13 protein-coding genes and 4 pseudogenes are annotated in these 17,975 nt (G+C 48.3%); 3 read left to right on the top strand and 14 right to left on the bottom strand.

Translation table 11 applies throughout. The features are described 5' to 3' along the window. Positions 1–36: 36 nt before the first annotated feature. The 3 genes and pseudogenes from KGB28_RS16345 to KGB28_RS16355 all read right to left on the bottom strand — a co-directional run. The gene (locus KGB28_RS16345) at positions 37–1,128 is read right to left on the bottom strand and encodes an EpsG family protein (protein ID WP_191633625.1); all 1,092 of its coding nucleotides are present in this window, start codon (positions 1,126–1,128) and stop codon (positions 37–39) included. A gap of 113 nt (positions 1,129–1,241) precedes the next feature. Continuing rightward, complete coding sequence (locus tag KGB28_RS16350) at positions 1,242–1,409, bottom strand: hypothetical protein (protein WP_191624937.1); 168 nt, start codon at positions 1,407–1,409, stop codon at positions 1,242–1,244. A 164-nt stretch (positions 1,410–1,573) separates the two neighbouring features. Beyond that, a pseudogene (locus KGB28_RS16355) lies at positions 1,574–1,909 on the bottom strand (MBL fold metallo-hydrolase); the annotation flags it as partial. A 114-nt stretch (positions 1,910–2,023) separates the two neighbouring features. Between KGB28_RS16355 and KGB28_RS16360 the strand changes: the two are divergent. Next, positions 2,024–2,470: pseudogene (locus KGB28_RS16360) on the top strand (DDE-type integrase/transposase/recombinase); the annotation flags it as partial. 199 nt (positions 2,471–2,669) lie between these two features. On the opposite strand, the pseudogene KGB28_RS16365 reads toward KGB28_RS16360, so the two are convergent. Further along, a pseudogene (locus KGB28_RS16365) lies at positions 2,670–2,774 on the bottom strand (IS3 family transposase); the annotation flags it as partial. Between the two features lie 47 nt (positions 2,775–2,821). Here KGB28_RS16365 and KGB28_RS16370 point away from each other — a divergent pair. Both KGB28_RS16370 and KGB28_RS16375 read left to right on the top strand, forming a co-directional pair. Next, positions 2,822–5,890: a glycoside hydrolase family 78 protein gene (locus tag KGB28_RS16370; protein WP_150753928.1), complete on the top strand. Its 3,069-nt coding sequence runs from the start codon at positions 2,822–2,824 to the stop codon at positions 5,888–5,890. A gap of 277 nt (positions 5,891–6,167) precedes the next feature. Beyond that, a pseudogene (locus KGB28_RS16375) lies at positions 6,168–6,500 on the top strand (dTDP-4-dehydrorhamnose 3,5-epimerase family protein). 130 nt (positions 6,501–6,630) lie between these two features. Here the strand turns inward: KGB28_RS16375 and KGB28_RS16380 are convergent. The 10 genes from KGB28_RS16380 to KGB28_RS16425 all read right to left on the bottom strand — a co-directional run bounded on the left by KGB28_RS16380 (position 6,631) and on the right by KGB28_RS16425 (position 17,729). After that, positions 6,631–8,625: a polysaccharide biosynthesis protein gene (locus KGB28_RS16380; protein WP_150754107.1), complete on the bottom strand. Its 1,995-nt coding sequence runs from the start codon at positions 8,623–8,625 to the stop codon at positions 6,631–6,633. Positions 8,626–8,724: 99 nt separating this feature from the next. Further along, the gene (locus tag KGB28_RS16385; protein WP_223446565.1) at positions 8,725–9,759 is read right to left on the bottom strand and encodes an MraY family glycosyltransferase; all 1,035 of its coding nucleotides are present in this window, start codon (positions 9,757–9,759) and stop codon (positions 8,725–8,727) included. Positions 9,760–9,761: 2 nt separating this feature from the next. Then, on the bottom strand, positions 9,762–10,724 hold the full coding sequence (locus tag KGB28_RS16390) for a UDP-glucose 4-epimerase family protein (protein ID WP_150753931.1): 963 nt from the start codon (positions 10,722–10,724) through the stop codon (positions 9,762–9,764). Further along, positions 10,724–11,977, bottom strand: coding sequence for a glycosyltransferase family 4 protein (locus KGB28_RS16395; protein ID WP_150753932.1), 1,254 nt, complete (start codon positions 11,975–11,977; stop codon positions 10,724–10,726). Before KGB28_RS16395 ends, KGB28_RS16390 begins: the two co-directional genes overlap by 1 nt. Before the next feature lie 14 nt (positions 11,978–11,991). After that, positions 11,992–13,122: a non-hydrolyzing UDP-N-acetylglucosamine 2-epimerase gene (gene wecB / locus KGB28_RS16400; protein ID WP_150753933.1), complete on the bottom strand. Its 1,131-nt coding sequence runs from the start codon at positions 13,120–13,122 to the stop codon at positions 11,992–11,994. Positions 13,123–13,145: 23 nt separating this feature from the next. Next, entirely contained in the window at positions 13,146–14,264 is a 1,119-nt protein-coding gene (wbjC, locus tag KGB28_RS16405) for a UDP-2-acetamido-2,6-beta-L-arabino-hexul-4-ose reductase (protein WP_150753934.1), read from the bottom strand. 3 nt (positions 14,265–14,267) lie between these two features. Continuing rightward, positions 14,268–15,302: a polysaccharide biosynthesis protein gene (locus tag KGB28_RS16410; protein ID WP_150753935.1), complete on the bottom strand. Its 1,035-nt coding sequence runs from the start codon at positions 15,300–15,302 to the stop codon at positions 14,268–14,270. A 15-nt stretch (positions 15,303–15,317) separates the two neighbouring features. Continuing rightward, positions 15,318–16,031, bottom strand: a complete 714-nt coding sequence (locus KGB28_RS16415; protein ID WP_150753936.1) for a glycosyltransferase — start codon at positions 16,029–16,031, stop codon at positions 15,318–15,320. A 416-nt stretch (positions 16,032–16,447) separates the two neighbouring features. Further along, positions 16,448–17,593, bottom strand: a complete 1,146-nt coding sequence (locus tag KGB28_RS16420; protein ID WP_150753937.1) for a hypothetical protein — start codon at positions 17,591–17,593, stop codon at positions 16,448–16,450. Next, the gene (locus tag KGB28_RS16425) at positions 17,586–17,729 is read right to left on the bottom strand and encodes a hypothetical protein (RefSeq protein WP_223446567.1); all 144 of its coding nucleotides are present in this window, start codon (positions 17,727–17,729) and stop codon (positions 17,586–17,588) included. The genes KGB28_RS16420 and KGB28_RS16425 overlap by 8 nt, the downstream gene beginning before the upstream one ends. Positions 17,730–17,975: the final 246 nt, after the last annotated feature.

Raw genomic sequence — 17,975 nt, forward strand, 5'->3', positions numbered from 1 at the left:
ACAAGAATGCAAAATTACATTGCTTCTCTGCCACCATCATTTGACATTCCGATCTATATGAGCATCGAGAGCCTCATAAAATCTTCGTTCTCCATCTCCACGATCAGTACCCAAAACTTCGGAAATCACATTTTGATAGGGCACATATGAGACAAAAGCAGGATCCAACAAAAATTTCGCCAACACCAATAACGAAATAAGCATGAGGACCAAGGTTTCCAACATAAACCCACGCCTTACAAAATTAAATGAAATATAAACAGCCTGAATTAAAACCGTGAGAACTTGGTATCTATTCCAAAAAACAGGTAAAAACCACATACCAACCTGAAGGGCAAGCAGTATAAGCGTGCTCCACTTGGCAAGATTCAACAGCACCGATTCAAATCGATCCCTAAACAAGCAAATCATGAAAAAACCATTTAACGCCACATAAAACAAAGAACCGATAGATATACCAGACCGAGCAGACTTTTCAGAATAAAACAACAGCTTCTCAGAGAAAGGAATGTAAGAAAACAGCCCCGAATCTAACAAATAACTAAAGCTCAAACCAAAAACAACGCCGCCCGACAAAATCAGAAAAACCATGCTCGCCTTTAACTCAACCCTCGACAATAGCAACAAAGGCATAAAAGCAAGCGAAAAGGAATGAAAGCCAACAGACAAGCAAGTGTAAAATATAGACTTAAACTTATCCTTTTCAAGCCAACACAATACCGCAAGCAACACCAATGAAATCGAAAGCGAAAACCTTATCGTCGCCATATTTGTTGCCAAGTACGTCCAACAAAAACAAACAGCTCCAACACCAGAAAACCCTGCGCCAAAAAACCTACAAAACCTGTAAAGAATAAAACCATTAAAAACAGATACCAAAAACAAGAACACTTGAAAGCTTACAACCTGGCTGCATATAAATGTAACGGCCAAATATAGTGGCTCAAATGACGACGCCTGAACAAATGCAAAAAAATCAGAAAACTCAATACTCTCGTAATCCTGCTTGTATATAAGCCAATCATTACCAGTCTCAAACCTGAGGCCCGAAAACAAAACAAACAACATCAACGCACAAAAATCCAGAGCCTCGCTATCCCGGCTATCCCGGCCCAAGCTTATAGACATAAGAAACAAAATCCACAACATCAAACTTACTGAAAAATATGCAATCACTTCACTCGCCCCGCCTTACACTTGACAATATAAAACATTAGATAGCAGAGATAGTAATATTTTATTCATAAACGCACGATAATATTGTTCTCGATGAACGCAGCCAGTGATTCGAGGATGCCGGTATAGGTCAGCTCGTTGAGTTTGACCACGTCATCACTGGTGTTGCAGATGATGTGGCGAATGACGACAGATCCATTAAAAGTAGCTCCACCTGAAACTAAAATTCTCATCTACATTTTTCTTTATCGTTGCCTGTTTATTTGAAATATCCACTGCTCCCCTTACCTGGCTCGGGTAAACAGCAGCTACGAACCTTCCTCTACTCTTTTACTTGCCGGATAGCATTTCGGCTAATCGTTGATTGGCCTGCAGTTCGCCCTTCTGACGATCATGCACGCATTCGCATAACAAAACTCACAACGCCTTTATGGTTCACATGGGCCGAATAGCCGCCTATGGTATGGATTTGTGCCCGGATGTCATAGCGTTGCTTGTGCAGCTCCACGTAACCACCGCGCTGGCCGTAGGCTTGAATGGCTTGACCCAATGTGCCTTAGGCTCGGTAACCGACGAAGAGAACATTGTGTCGTAGGTCGTGCAGCATGACTATCAGATAATTGACGATTCGACCGCTGCTGCACATTCCGTTCCCTGCGATGACGATGGCCGGACGAGCGGTTTCCGTCAGATGGCGAACCCTCTTCAAATGTGCTTCTTGATGGCGATCGACGCCGGATCTGCTTTTAGCAGAGGTTTCCACGCCCAGGAACGGCCGTAGTCGATCAACAGGCTGGGCATCAATAGGAGTTGGTGGCAGGAGCCAATCCTTGGCGCCATGACGTTTTCATCGAAGCCCGATGCCGACCTGTTAATCAAGGCCTTGGACATGGCCTATGAGCAGCGTGGCTGGCCTCGGAACGTGCTCTTTCACTCAGACCAAGGCAGCCAATACGCCAGCCGAAGCTTCCGCCAGCGACTCTGGCGCTATCGCTTCAAACAGAACATGAGTCGACGCGGGAACTGCCACGACAATACGCCGGTGGAGCGGTTGTTTCGCCGCCTGAAAACGGAATGGGTACCGGCCGTGGGCCAAATGAATGCTTCGCTGGCACAGCAGGATATTGGTCGGTTTTTGATGCAGCGCTGCAACCGGAAACGGCCACATCAATTCAACGGCGGGCTGCCGCCCGCTGTTACCGAGGAAAAACTAACGCAGTGCCCGGGATTAGTTGACCACTACATCTTGATTGATAGGCACATTGTATATTCCGAGCGAGTTGCCCACGTATAAATGGATACCTCTACATTAAAAATTCACCATAGTTATACAAGCCCATTCCCTACCAGGATCAAAGCATTCTTACTTCCCCTCCCCCCAGGGCCGTCTCGTTTGGCTCATTTGAGGTTCCCTCGGGTTTTCGCCTTCCAAAGGGCGATGGTTGTGCTAATCTTTTCTCCGCTTGTTGCTCAAGGCGCCAGTCACTGAGCAACTGACAGGGAGAGCGGTAGTCCAAGGTCGAATGCAGGCGCTTGCGGTTGTAGAAAACCTCAATGTACTCGAAGGCCACAACCCGCATTCCATCGCGCGTCTGGAATCCAGGCGTATCTACTAGGCCGGCGGTCGAGATTAAAATCTAAGCAAATGAAAATTCGAGTACTTATTTCCGTCTCTCTTCTCGCGGTCATTCTGTGGTTTTGTACTGTTACTTTGAGTGCCACGGAGACCGTCAAAGTTAAAAGCGTTTCTATCGAAAATGCCAACACTTCACTTGGCATTGACACTCCGATCCCAAGATTCAGTTGGGTGATTACATCGAACGAACGTAACCAGAAACAGACCTTCTATCAAATCCGAGTTGCATCACGTCCAGAGAAACTCCGTGACGCGGATGTTTGGGATAGTGGCAAGATCGCCGACGAGCGGTCGCAATTTGTTCCGTATGACGGTGCGCCTCTACGTTCACGTACAAGGTATTTTTGGACGGTCCGCGTCTGGGATGCTCATGGCCGGCCATCTGCCTGGAGCAAACCTTCCTGGTGGGAAATGGGATTGTTGACCGCTACCGACTGGAAAGCCCAATGGATCGGCCGTGGTGGCGTGGTGCCCATGCCCCCAGATATTATCAAGTCGCAACTTCCCGCCACTCCGGCCCAACTCAAGCCAGGTGAAAGTCAAGGTCAGAGTTTCACTACCGATCATGCTATCGCTTCAGTCAGCGCAGAGGTTCCAACCTTCAACACTAGAAATACCGGCTTTACCCTCTCGTTAAGAAAAAACGGGCCCGACGGTGAACTAGTGGTCAAACGGCGCATCCAGAACCACCCGGATAATGAATGGGCAACCCTAAAGCTCGACAGCCCCCTCCCACCTGGAAAATATTATCTCGAACAATCTGAGGTCGTCGGCGACGCGGGATGGTACACATATCCTGACAGTACTTATACGTTTGGAGAAGCCTACTCCAATGCGATGGAAATTTCAGGAGACCGCAAGACAAAATGGGAAATCAGTGGTTCGCGAGAACCCGATGGACTGACATCCCAATTACGCCGAAACTTTGATGCCAGCAAGGAAATTAAACAAGCCAGGCTGTATATCACTGCCCTCGGGTTATATCGAGCTCAAATTAATGGCAAAACTGTAAGTACTGACTATTTCGCACCGGGCTGGACCGACTATCGGAAGCGGATTCAATACCAGACCTACGACGTGACAAAACTGATCCACGCGGGTCGGAATGCAATTGCAGTCGACTTGGGCCCCGGGTGGTACGCAGGGAATGTTGGATCATTAGGTCCGAACCAGTACGGCCAGTTGCCTTATCTGCTTGCGCAACTCGAATTGCACTATACGGATGGCAGCAGCGAACTGATAACTACGGATGACAGTTGGAAGAGCGCACTTGGGCCAATTGTTAATTCCGATCTGATAATGGGTGAGCAATACGATGCCCGATTGACAACACCAGGCTGGAGTTTACCCAACTACGATGATAAAAACTGGAAGCAGGTACTGGTAGGTCCGAATGTGGAAGCCGCCCTGGTTGCGCAAGTCGACCCTCCAATTCGCGTTGACCATGAGATCAAGCCCATAAAGGTTACGCAAATCAAGCCCGGCACATACATTTACGATATGGGTCAAAACATGGTGGGCGTCGTAAGATTGCACGCCCGAGGGAAGGCTGGGCAAGTTATTACGCTTCGGCACGGTGAAGTTTTAAACACGGATGGCACGCTGTATACGGAAAACCTTCGCACTGCAAAAGCGACGGATCAGTACTTCATGAACGGGCAGGGAATGGAGAAATTTGAGCCCACATTCACGTTTCATGGCTTCCGATATGTCGAAGTTAGCGGGGCAACGTCTCAGCCTGAACTTGTCGGTCGTGTATTACGGACAGCTTCACCATTGACTATCTCTTTTGATACCAATGTGCCGATGCTGAATCAGTTACAGCAGAATATATTATGGAGTCAGCGCGGGAACTTTCTCTCGGTTCCAATGGACACACCTGCGCGAGATGAGCGCTTGGGGTGGACGGGGGACCTCGCAGCATTTGCGGGTACAGCCGCATATAATATGCATACGTTATCCTTCCTAGAAAAATGGCTGACTGATCTTCGTGATACTCAATCGCCAATCGGGGCCTTTGCCGATGTTGCACCTACTCTCCAGGGAATCAAAAACGCTGACGCTGGCTGGGGTGACGCTGGTGTAACTGTGCCTTGGACCTTGTATGAGCGATATGGAGACCTGCGCATACTCGAGCAAAACTTCAATGCAATGGACAGTTGGCTTTCTTATCTTGAAAAGACCAGTACGGACTATCTTCGTCCCAGTAGCGGGTACGGTGACTGGATGAACGTGAATGATGAGACGTCAAAAGATCTAATTGCGACAGCATTCTTCGCGGATAGCGCCCATACCCTCGAAAAAGTTGCTCGCGCGCTCAATAAGGATTCCCGCCGATATGCAGATCTTTATGCGAATATTCGAAATGCATTTAATCGTGCGTTTGTCCTTCCAGATGGCAGATTGAAGTCTGACACGCAAACTGCCTATGCACTTGCGCTGACGATGGATCTCTTGCCGGCGGCATCACGGAAGCCCGCCGCAGATCGATTGGTTCAATTGATCAAGGACAAGAACTGGCACCTTTCCACAGGATTCCTCGGCACACCTCGTCTGCTACCCGCACTTTCGGAAGCGGGTCAAGCAGACGTGGCGTACCGCCTGCTGCTTCAGAATAGCTATCCATCTTGGGGCTACCAGATCAGCAAAGGTGCAACGACGATGTGGGAACGTTGGGACGGAATTCGGCCAGATGGAAGCTTTCAAGACAAGGTGATGAATTCATTCAACCACTACGCCTACGGGTCGATTGGAGAATGGATGTACCAAAACATTGCCGGTATCCGTCCCGTGGCGCCCGGATTTCGACGTTTTGTCGTCAAACCTATCCCAGGGGGCGAGGTGCACTCGGCCAATGCCCGTTATAGATCGGGTTACGGGACGATTGCCGTGCGCTGGAATGAAGGAAGTGATCAAGGGGAGCTTTCTGTCAGTATCCCGGTGAACACGAGCGCGGAAATATGGGTACGAAATAGGGGAGGTAGCGTTCAAAGCGACGGCGCAAATTTCGTCCGTACCGAGCCAGGATATTCGGTCTATGAGGCCGGTTCTGGGAACTACCGTTTTACCATTCATTGAATCGCCAGAGCTTCAATAGGCGCTGTTTCAGAACTCCTTTGTCCAGCAAGCTTGATTAGGCTTGCCGCATGAGTAAGCCACTGCCAGGCAAGTAGCGACCGGCCGAATCAGGCCTGGGCCATGGATACAACCTACATCCCGATGCGGTGCATCGGGCGTTAGGGTGAAACAGGTGTAAACCTATTTCAGGACTAGACACGTCGATAAATCGCGGCTCATCGCCGATGTCCTTGAACTCGGCTTGCACTTTCAACTTGAGATTACTCAGGGGAAACTCGTGCGAGTCACTGTCGGTGAGGTTCTCGACGTTAGAATGGATACTCGGTGCAGTTCGCCACATTTAAGCCGTTGAGTGGCGGTTCGATTGTCGGCTGCAGAGCATCGCCAGCTCTGGAGCCTCCGAAGGCTTCGTACACAGATTCGTGGTTCTGAGCGACTTCGCGGAGTTCTCTGCAAAACTACCGGCTACTACACCCCATCTGCCGAACGCTGCATTCGCTGGAACGACCCGACGTTGGCCATCGACTGGCAGCTGAGTGAAATGCCACAACTCTCGGCTAAAGACCAAGCGGACAAACGCTGCAAGAGGCGGAATGAACTGTTCCCATGAGTAGTTCCGATCATAACCAGGTAGTAAGGCTGAATGAAACGTTAAGGAGACGCAGCTTCTCTGAAGCTGCCTTCCAATCTCTGGAAATGCCACTCACAATCCAAGTGGCTGGGCTATGACATAAGTCCGATCAGGGCTCGAGGCGTCGTTGTTGATAGATCCAGTCGACAATTTCACCATCTGGAGCATATCCGCTGACCGTGTCGCGCAGCAATTGACGTACTCGTGCATAGTCATCCTGCTCAACTGCTGCGAGCAGTTCCGTCAACTTGGCCTTGAGCACGTCCCAAGTCAGATGATCTTCATTGGCACTCATGATCATGGGATGCTGGGTGGAGACTACGTTGTCACCGATCAATAACTCTTCATAAAGTTTCTCGCCCGGACGCAGACCAGTAAACTCAATGGAAATGTCACCGTGTACATTTTTTTCGGAGCGAACACTCAAGCCGGAAAGATGAATCATCTTTTCCGCCAACTCCACAATTTTCACCGGCTCGCCCATGTCCAGAACAAACACGTCCCCACCCTGCCCCATGGACCCAGCTTGAATCACCAGCTGTGCCGCTTCGGGAATGGTCATGAAATAACGGGTAATTTTAGGGTGAGTAACGGTGAGCGGCCCACCCGACTTGATCTGCTTGTGAAATAACGGAATCACCGAACCCGATGACCCCAGCACGTTACCAAATCGGACCATGGTAAATCGGGTTTTATTGACCCGCGACACATTTCCCGTATCACCAAAGAGCACCGGAGCCATCTCGCGGCTCAGTGCCTGCAGTGTCAACTCCGAAAGCCGCTTGGTGCTACCCATCACATTGGTCGGACGCACGGCTTTGTCCGTGGAGATCAATACAAAGTTGGCCACACCGGCTTGGAGAGCGGCCTGGGCGGTATTGAGCGTGCCGATCACATTGTTCAGGACGCCTTCGGCAATGTTGTGCTCTACCATGGGTACGTGTTTGTAAGCAGCGGCATGGTAGACAGTGTCTACGTGCCAGGTTTTCATCACGTCCAGCAACTTGTCTGGATTGCGTACGGAACCGAGAATAGGCAACAGATGAACCGGTAGTGATTCCCGTACGATGCGCTGCTCTAGTTCAGACAAAATGCTGTAGAGATTAAATTCACTATGATCTAGCAGTAACAACGTTGTTGGCCGCAAAGCCAGGATTTGACGGCAAAGTTCTGAACCGATTGAACCACCTGCTCCAGTAACAAGAACCGTCTGCCCCTTGATGCAGTGCTCGAGCAACTCTCCCTGAGCAGCTACGGAGTCACGGCCGAGCAAGTCAGCAATGTCTACTTCCTGAATATCATCGACCTTGACTCTACCACTCGCCAGATCCATGAAACCCGGCACACTTCGAACATGCAGCGGAAAACCTTCAAGGAATGAGAGGATCTCCCGGCGACGGCCTCTGTTGGACGACGGAATCGCAAGAAGGACCTCTTGAGCACCGGTAACGTCGATCATTCGCTGGATTTGCTCGGGATTGTAGACATGCAGGCCTGAGATTATCCGCTCGGCGATGCCTTTATCATCATCAATGAATGCTACCGGGCGCATGGCCCGCCCAATGCGTAATGCCGCAACAAGCTGATTCCCTGCGGCACCGGCGCCATAAACTGCCACTCTTGGGAGACCATCATCTCGGCTCGTAAAGGGCACATGCTGAACAGCTGTAAACCAGTCTCCCAAGAAGTACTGACGCATTGCCAAACGCAAACCGCCAATCATGATCAGACTCAACCACCAGTAATTGAAGATGATCGAACGTGGGATGATATTTTGGTGGTTGCTGTACCAGTAGACGATGACCCCAAGAATCAGGGATGACAAGCTCACAGCCTTGATAATGGCGATCAGTGCGTCATTGCCGAAATAGCGCATCACAGCACGATACATGCCAAAGCGGATGAACAAAGGTATGGCAACCACTGGAGCAATCAGGAATAGCCAGGGGTGAGCAATAAACGGATTTGCCATCTCATCAATGCCAAGACGAACAACGAACGCCAGCCACAGGGTGACCCAAACCAGAACGACGTCGGCCGAAACCTGAATCAGTCGCTTCTGGCGGCGTGGTAGCCCGACTAAATGAGCTCGAAACCTCTCCATAAACGCTTCAAACACCTTGTCCCGCTCCTAAACTGGATATGACTCGATCATTGTACCTATTCGGGCACCCACGACACCCGCTAAATCAGTATCCAAAGCTCAACCGGTTGATGTGGAGACTGAGCTTTCGAGTTCTCCTGCATGGAATTTCACAGCGAGAATGACCAGTGGGATGTACGCCATTGCCAGGCCGATTGCACCATCGAGTCTCCAGTAAATCACGCAGAAAGCAATGGGGAACAACCAGAACATATTGATTGCGCCTACTGCCAGAGTTACCGGTAGATGCTTGCCGTATTGCCGTGAAGCAAACTGGTAAGCGTGACTGCGATGGGCTTCATAAACCTTGTCGCCTCGGACCATGCGACGCAATAGAGTGAACGTTGCATCGACGATGAAGACCCCTAATAGAATCAACCATGCCCAGAATAGCCCTGAAGACGTCCATGCTGCCTGGAGTGACAGCACTCCCAGCGCAATGCCCAGGAACCCACTGCCCGCATCCCCCATGAAAATGCGTGCCGGGGGAAAGTTCCAATATAGGAAACCAAGGACCGCCATAGCCAAGACCATCGGTCCCCATATCAGCTCTGGAGTCCCATTGATCCAATAGAGGAAACACGCGCCAAGGCACACACACAAAGATTCTACGCTGGCAATTCCGTCAATCCCGTCCATGAAGTTATAAAGATTGAGGACCCAGACCAGATAAATTGCCGCCAGAATATAGCCAAACCAGTGAAGGTCCATGCTCATTCCAAAAACGACTATAGGAGGAAAGCCTCCAGTCCATAACAGTGCCCATATACCCGCACCGAAATGACCGAGCAATCGCCAACGCGCTGCTATATGGCCATGGTCATCCATAAAGCCAATTAGGGCGACCAACATCCCCGCTCCGCCTACACCAATGAGCTGCGACCACGTAACCAACCCCGCGTAACCAAGAACAGGCAGCGATACGAGAAAAGCGATTACGATGGCCACTCCACCACCGCGTGGGGTTGGGATGGAGTGAGAGCTTCGCGCATTGGGAATATCGATAATGTTTCGACTCAGAGCATAACGACGTAACGCCGCAGTCAGCCCCAAGGAAAGAACGGCAACAGCTGGTATGAGCCACAAGTAAATCATTGTTATTGATGTTCCCGAAAATGTAATGCAGTTGCTGCCAAAGCAGCATCAGTACTGACTGGCGGCGTCCAGCATAAAAGAGTGCGAGTCTTGGTAATATCGACTTGCAGCGATCCACATAGACGCTGGGAGAGTGCTTTTTTACCCAATAAAGCGGCACCGCCCTGGAGTACCCAACTGGGTACAGGAATGAGTCGAGCCGGCTTGTGAAGCGCTTTCGCCATCTTGTTAAGCAGTGCGGTAGTGGATAAATCCTCGCCATCGCTCACGAGAAAGGTTTGATTGCCGGCTGCTGGGTGATCTATACAGGTCACTATCAGATCTACCAGGTTATCCAGCGCAACAAGACTCCGATTGTTGTAAATCGCGCCGAAAGGCAACGGAACGCCCTTGTCCAACCAGCGCATCATATTCAGAAAGTTCGCTTTGACTCCCGGTCCATACACCAGGACCGGGCGGATAATAACCACCTCCATTGCGGTTTCCGCCGAAAGCTGGCGAAGTCCCTGCTCAGCCTCCATTTTCGAAATACCGTAGGGATCTACCGGAGCGGGAGTATCATCGCTTGTATAGGGAGTACCTGGGGTCGTCCCCTCTCCGTTGACCTTGATCGAACTTATAAAAATGAATCTTCGCACACCAGAGGCGGCCGCCTGACGAGCCAGGTTCAAAGTACCTTCAACATTCACTTTGCGAAACGCCGCCAATGGATCGGACTCGGCATCATTCATGACATGAACTCGTGCCGCAGAATGAATAATCACATTAAAGTTTCTGAGATTTTCTTTCCACTGGGTCTCGCCATCAAAGCTGCCGATGCGTACCGTCCGAACGTCCTGAACCTCAAGCTGGGATTCGCCTCGGACAACAGCAACAACAGTGTGTTTTTTTTCGGTGTGTAAACGCTTGAGAATAGCGCCACCGACGAAGCCCGTCGCCCCGGTCAACAAAATAGAGTTCTGCATCAATAGCTGGCCTTTCTTAAAGTGGCGTTTCTGAAAAGATCTTCCAGTAGGGATAGAAGGCGAGATTTTGAATAGTTACTCAAGTAATACTGCCGACCGAACTCACCCATCGCCCTCAATTGACTTGCGTCAGATTGCGCCAGCGCCAACGTGATCTCTGCCAAACCTTTCGAATCACCAGAAGAGCATGTGAGACCGGCCCCCGAGTCTCTGATCACTCTTGCTGCCTCTCCGTTGATCATCCCTAGCAGCGGCCTACCGGAGGCAAGATAAGCCTGTACTTTTCCAGGTATTGTCTTCTCAAAAACGTCGTTGGTCTTCAGTGACACAAGCAAAGCGTCTGCACAAGCGAACAGAGCTGGCATCTCATCCAATGGATGTCGACCTAGTAGCAGCACGTTACCAAGTCCTCTGGACTGGACTTGTTGACTTAGCCAATCGCTCATACGCCCGTCCCCAACAATCACCCAGCGCACAGATACCTTGCCAACCAATGCTTCGGCCGCATCTAACACAGCGGGAAGATCTTGAGCTTCTCCGAGATTACCCGCGAACAATACAGTAAAGACAGTATCGTCACGTGCCAACAACGTTGAGACTCGATTTTCGTCTGTAGAAAAATCATCTTCAGCCCAACTTGGAAAATAAACCAGTCGTTGGGGAGATATGTCTTTCGTGCAATACTTTTGAACGTTGTCAAAAAAACCGTGCGATTGCAAAAGCAAATAGTCAGTACGATTATAAATCCATGAAACCATCTTACCGACCATCGACAGCAGCACAGGTTTCTTCAAAACGCCGACAGCTCTGAGCGTTTCAGGCCATAGATCAAGAACCCACACAAAAACAGGTGCTTTTTTCAATCGACCAATCACCAATGCCGGAATAGCGGCCATGATCGGCGATACAGCATATACGAAGATTGCGTCGAACTGCTCGCCACGCAGTTTGTAGGCGCCAAAAACCGAGGCGCTAGTAAAGAAACTGAGATAATTCAATGCCAAATTAATGCTGCGTTTACCTCGCGGAAGCATCGGCACCCGGACAATTCTGGCATCAAAGTATTCATTGAAACGCTCAGGCATCGCCTGGAATTCATCGAATACTCTGCCTTCCGGATAATTTGGCAGACCCGTCAGTACTGTGACCGAATGTCCCTTCTCGGTAAAATCACGAACCAAATCGTTTATACGCATATTTTCTGGCCAAAAATATTGCGTAACCAGCAGGATTCTCAGTTTCTTCTCAGGCATGATAACAACTCAAATTAGTAGCGTTTCCAGACGATTCGATTTACATAATCGGTATAACTGTGAACAATCCGGGCTACTTTTTCTGACACATTGGGCATGCTGTAATCTTCGACCAGGCGCAGGGTACGCTCCGTACCGGAAGCTTGCGTATCCAGAACCATCAGTCCTTGCAGTACTCGCTCGACCTCGAGCCCCACCATCATCACCGCAGCCTCCTCCATTCCCTCTGGACGCTCGTGAGCCTCACGGATATTCAATGCAGGAAAATTGAGTATCGAAGACTCTTCGCTGATGGTACCGCTGTCAGAAAGCACCGCTTTGGATTCCAACTGCAGTTTGTTGTAATCTTTGAAACCCAAAGGTTTTAGAAGTTTCACGTTTTCGTGAAATACAATCCCCATCGCATCTACACGCTTTTGAGTGCGTGGATGAGTGGAAACTATCACCGGATAACCGAAGGTTGCCGCGACGGTATTGAGGACATCAACCAACTTCAAGAGATTTTTGTCAGAATCGATATTCTCTTCGCGGTGTGCGCTTACTACAAAAAACTTACCAGCCTCGAGTCCCAAACGTACCAACACGTCCGAAGATTCGATCCCATGCCGATAATAATTCAGGACTTCGAACATCGGGCTACCTGTCTTGATCACCATATCAGGTGACAGACCTTCTTTCAGCAAGTAATCGCGCGCAATTGTGCTGTAAGTAAGATTAATGTCAGCAGTATGATCAACAATCCGCCGATTGATTTCCTCAGGTACTCGCATATCAAAACAACGATTACCAGCTTCCATGTGAAAAGTTGGAATCTTGCGACGTTTGGCAGGAATAACAGCCATGCAACTATTGGTATCACCCAAGACAAGCAAAGCCTCTGGTTGAACAGACGCGAGTACTCGATCCACAGAAATGATCACATTCCCTATGGTCTCAGCACCACTGCTGCCCGCGGCGTTGAGAAAATGATCCGGTTTGCGGATCCCGAGATCCTGGAAAAATATTTCATTCAACTCGTAATCGTAATTTTGACCTGTGTGGACCAGTACGTGATCGCAATACTTATCCAGCGCAGTGATGACACGCGACAAGCGAATGATTTCAGGACGGGTGCCTACTACAGTGACGATTTTCAACTTTTTCATTGTGATTCTCATTCCTAATACGATCAGGCTTCGGTGCCCACTGGCATAGTGTAGGTGTCCGGAAGCTCACGATCAAAAATCTCGTTCGCCCACAGCATGACGATCATTTCACTTTCACCAACGTTGGTAATGTCATGACTCCAGCCGGGCACGGTCTCTACAATTTTCGGGGCTTCTCCATCTGTGAATAATTCATAGTACTCACCCGATGTTATATGGCGAAATCGGAAGCATGCCTTGCCGGAAATAACCAGAAATTTTTCTGTTTTCGTATGATGATAATGACCGCCACGAGTAATACCCGGATGCGCAGTGAAGTATGAAAACTGACCTGAATCCTTGGTCTTGAGCATCTCCACGAAAACGCCGCGAGCATCTCCGTACTTAGGAACTTCGTAAGTGAACTCTTCGGGTGGCAAGTAGCTGAGATAGGTCGAATACAAAGCCCGCACGAGACCAGTGCCGACCCGCTCGGCAATCATAGACTGCCGGCTCTCTTTAAAGGCATACAGTTGTGCCGATAGATCACCTACAGTTATAGAGTAATTTTGTTCTATTTTTACAAACGGATTACCCGTCTGCTTACCGTCCATTACAGAAATAAAACTGCTTATGACGTCGTCAATGTAAACAAGTGAAATTTTAGCGTTGGCGTCATTGATACTGACAGGCAAATTATTTGCTATATTATGACAAAAAGTCGCTACAGCCGAATTGTAGTTAGGTCGAGCCCACTTCCCAAATACGTTTGGCAGCCTGAACAAATGCACACTGTTGCCAAATGTCGTAGAAAGGTTCAGCAGAGCATCTTCTGCTTCGCGCTTACTGTCGCCGTAAGCATTAGACAACTCAGCTTGAATTGAGGAGGTATAAAGTATTGGAATTTTACGTCCACTCACCGCGACCGCTGCGCATAACGCTTGAGTCAAATCGGCGTTACCAACCTTAAACTCTTCGACATTCTGAGGACGATTGACACCGGCTAAGTGGAAAACGAAATCCACCTCAGATACGAGCGAATGCAGACTGGCGATATTATCTTCGCGACAGAATCGCAGCACCTCGACGTCTTTTCGCTCACGCAGATGAGCTATAAGGTTTTTACCAACGAATCCGTTAGCACCGGTGATCAATACTTTCATGCTTTATTCCTCGGGTGTCGCATATTCGCCGCGCTGAATTGCACGCATAAAGTCAAGTTTCAGTAGCAAATTCTGCATCCCCTGAACATCCAGGCGCTCGGTGTTGTGCGAGTTGTAGTCCACCATGGTGGAAATTTTTTCTTCGCCTTGCTCGACAAATTTACTGTAATTCAAATCTCGAAGATCCGGCGGCACTCGGAAATAATCGCCCATGTCCTCTGCGCAGGCCATTTCTTCTCGGCTCAAAAGCGCCTCGTAGAGTTTCTCTCCGTGGCGTGTGCCGATAACCTGAATAGGATGCTCAGGCTGCCCCAGCATCGATGTCAGGGCGAGAGCAAGAGTCTCCACAGTCGCGGCAGGGGCCTTCTGGACGAATAGATCACCGTTGTTGCCATGCTCAAAAGCATACAGAACCAAATCAACAGCATCCGCGAGAGTCATCATGAAGCGTGTCATGTTTGGATCTGTAATCGACAGCGGTTGGCCAGCTCGAATCTGACCAATGAACAAAGGAATAACGGATCCACGCGAAGCCATGACATTACCGTAGCGCGTACCACAAATCACCGTCTTGGTTTCATCCACATTACGGGATTTGGCAACCATGACCTTTTCCATCATGGCTTTGGAAATACCCATGGCATTGATCGGGTACACAGCCTTGTCGGTACTCAGACAAACTACCCGTTTGACTTGATTCTGTATCGCCGCCTCAAGAACATTCTCGGTACCAAGAACATTGGTTTTGACAGCCTCCATCGGATGAAACTCGCAGGATGGGACTTGCTTGAGCGCTGCGGCATGAAAAATGAAGTCCACGCCACGACTAGCATTCAATATGCTCTGATAATCCCGCACATCCCCTATGTAAAATTTCAGCTTCGGACTGGCATAGCGCTTGCGCATGTCATCCTGCTTTTTCTCGTCGCGGCTGAAAATACGAATTTCAGTTATGTCAGTATCTAAAAATCGCTTGAGCACAGCGTTGCCAAAAGAACCTGTCCCCCCAGTTATCAGTAGAGTCTTATTATCAAACACGGCCTACCCTCTTTATTAAATAATATTAAAAATAGCCAACGACCAGATAAGCCGGGTTTTGATTTTATCGAAAAAACCACGGTTATTATTGGTCAGATTACTACCATGAATACGTCTTAACACAACCGTGTCGCTCAAATGAACGACCGAATTACGTCTATTTGCGACGAAAGCGATCCATATATCATGACTAATCACCTTCGAGTAAAAAGGGATCAGACAGGGTTTTATCTTCTTCGACAGCAACATGGCACAGCCATAGTAAGGAACGCTACGCCCGATAAAAATGTCAAATATATTCTTGTAAGGAGTACCATTCCTTGTATGATCAAAACCACAGAAAAATTTACGAGAGTCAACATCATCGACAAATGACTCCATAGAGCCCACTACCAGCAAGCTGTTCGAAAGTTCCATTGCAGAAATCATCTTATCGACTCTGCCCGCTGGCCAGAGATCATCTTGATCACTTAAAAAAATATAAGTACCCGATGCTTCACTAATTAAATTCTCAAAATTACCTATATACCCAAGATTCGTGGTATTTCTGATAATCCTGATTCTGAGATCGTGAAACTCTTCAACAATACGAATTGTCTCATCGCTCGAACCATCATCACCGATCAAAACCTCAGAATCTTCCGGAATTTGCTCGAGTATTGAACTCAGCTGATCCCTGATGAATTCAGCCCCATTGTAAGTAGCTACACAAACGCTAACCGAAAACATATTTATTCCTAGTTAACACCCAATAAAGAAACCAGAAAATCCACCCATTACCTTTAAAAAGCCGGGTCGGAAGAGTTACCTTTTTTAAAACTGGGCCTCACTGCTCTGATCAAATTCGCTACCGGGGGAAAGCTCACTATTTACCAACATTATAGCTATAAAATGCATGAATACAAACACAGGAGCCAATAGCAAGGGGTTTCCTGCTCCCGGGATCAGAAACGCCATTAACCCCAGGACCCAAGCACCTGCCCCCTCTTACCGCGCACAAAGAAAAATTCTAAACCGTAGAAAACCACTGAAGCGTATGACAAAAACAAGAGCATACTCCCACCACTAAAAATGCGCAGCACCAAGGAAGGAGGTTCGGCTGTCAAGTATCGAAAGAACGAAAATTAAAAACACACTTAGAAATATCATCCCTCATGCCCTCTCAACAACTTGAACATAAGAAAAAGATAACAAACCACCGCATAGACCAACCCAAAACAAACAACGATCCAAATCAAACGACTAAAATCACCTGCAGAAGAACTCCTCACGACAAAGATGAAGCAGGCCATGCATACACCGTAAACGATCAGAGAAGTCATATATATTCTTGCCAAGCCAAGGAACACGAATATAAAATTCAACACAGCATGAAAGTAAAGTACGAAATAAAAAAACGCAAAACCGATAACAAGCTCAAAATAAACCAAATACTTAGCGCCTAGAAACACCCCCAGAAACAGCTTGGGTATGACAGCGCCCGAAAACAACAAATATGACAACAAGGAGCCGCCGAGAAACACGCCCATCGATACATTAAGAAACTTCATGGCTCCAGTTCTACCCGAAGCAATGAACTTAGGAAAAAAATAGTTATTAAAAGCCCCGTATAGCAGCCCTCCCCCCAGGACCAAGGTCAACATACTTGAATAGAAAGCTGCAAATGAAGCATCTTCACCAACAACAAAGTACCTGGGGATGTTTACGATGAGACTCGAAAAAAAAGCGGCCGCACCTAAAACAAATCCGCCCCATGACACTACCCCTGTGTCAAAGGCAACAGAGATGAACTTTAGAGTGAGTAGCAGGAACACTAGACCTACCACCATCAGCGCGATACTCAGACCAGCCCCAACGTATAACAAAACAAAGACAATTAGAGAAAATAGAACAAATCTGAACAATGTCGACGCAAAAATATTGCGATAATCGCCCGTTCTGATTCCCTCGCAAAGGATGGGCTCGTATAAAAACTCCGCACATCTATATAGAAAAAACCAAAATACAATTTGCGAGGAAAACAAAAGCGCACCAAGAAAGCCAAAAAGTAAAAACGGTATGACCAGCCAAATCCTCGTACGCAATGAATCTCTGTAGCTTAATTTTCCGCTCAAAATGGAAATATTGTGCTGCATGGAAAAAAATAGCTGCACCGGAGCACAAATGGAGAACGCGGCTCCTAGCATTGCCGCATCATTGAAGCTTCCTAAGTGGGAACTGGCCACCACTAAAAATATAGAGGGCGCACTAAAAAAAACGTTAGCCAAAAATACAAAAACAAAATTAATCATTTGATACGGCCGCACCAAGACTTACTACAGGAATTTTTTTGTCACTCATGTCGCGCGATGCCTTAAGCTGTTGGCCATCCAAAATCAATTCACCCTTAAAAATTGATTCACAAGGTATTTCCAGGTAGTAACTCATTGCTTTTCAAGCACTCCGAATCATGACCCAAGCACGCAAAATATCCCAAGCCACTAAAATCGACACCAAAAGCAAAGGAATAACATACGTCACACCGGCCTTTCAGTTCCCGACCCGCTGTCAGAAGAGGTTAGCAATAAATTACAACACGGTACCTCCTCAGAATTTACCGCTGGCTTCCTGAGAACACCATAACCACCAGCCTGATCAGTCCTGATATCAAGGCCAAGACACCTACCGCCGATG

Source organism: Pseudomonas sp. BF-R-19 (assembly GCF_019956445.1).
In the GTDB taxonomy this organism is placed as follows: domain Bacteria; phylum Pseudomonadota; class Gammaproteobacteria; order Pseudomonadales; family Pseudomonadaceae; genus Aquipseudomonas; species Aquipseudomonas fluorescens_BH.

What these genes read in the sequence shown, in the direction of transcription:
- KGB28_RS16345 (WP_191633625.1), bottom strand. Translation starts at nt 1,128, where the DNA reads ATGTCTATAAGCTTGGGCCGGGATAGCCGGGATAGCGAGGCTCTGGAT.
- KGB28_RS16350 (WP_191624937.1), bottom strand. Translation starts at nt 1,409, where the DNA reads ATGAGAATTTTAGTTTCAGGTGGAGCTACTTTTAATGGATCTGTCGTC.
- KGB28_RS16370 (WP_150753928.1), top strand. Translation starts at nt 2,822, where the DNA reads ATGAAAATTCGAGTACTTATTTCCGTCTCTCTTCTCGCGGTCATTCTG.
- KGB28_RS16380 (WP_150754107.1), bottom strand. Translation starts at nt 8,625, where the DNA reads ATGGAGAGGTTTCGAGCTCATTTAGTCGGGCTACCACGCCGCCAGAAG.
- KGB28_RS16385 (WP_223446565.1), bottom strand. Translation starts at nt 9,759, where the DNA reads ATGATTTACTTGTGGCTCATACCAGCTGTTGCCGTTCTTTCCTTGGGG.
- KGB28_RS16390 (WP_150753931.1), bottom strand. Translation starts at nt 10,724, where the DNA reads ATGCAGAACTCTATTTTGTTGACCGGGGCGACGGGCTTCGTCGGTGGC.
- KGB28_RS16395 (WP_150753932.1), bottom strand. Translation starts at nt 11,977, where the DNA reads ATGCCTGAGAAGAAACTGAGAATCCTGCTGGTTACGCAATATTTTTGG.
- wecB (WP_150753933.1), bottom strand. Translation starts at nt 13,122, where the DNA reads ATGAAAAAGTTGAAAATCGTCACTGTAGTAGGCACCCGTCCTGAAATC.
- wbjC (WP_150753934.1), bottom strand. Translation starts at nt 14,264, where the DNA reads ATGAAAGTATTGATCACCGGTGCTAACGGATTCGTTGGTAAAAACCTT.
- KGB28_RS16415 (WP_150753936.1), bottom strand. Translation starts at nt 16,031, where the DNA reads ATGTTTTCGGTTAGCGTTTGTGTAGCTACTTACAATGGGGCTGAATTC.
- KGB28_RS16420 (WP_150753937.1), bottom strand. Translation starts at nt 17,593, where the DNA reads ATGATTAATTTTGTTTTTGTATTTTTGGCTAACGTTTTTTTTAGTGCG.
- KGB28_RS16425 (WP_223446567.1), bottom strand. Translation starts at nt 17,729, where the DNA reads ATGAGTTACTACCTGGAAATACCTTGTGAATCAATTTTTAAGGGTGAA.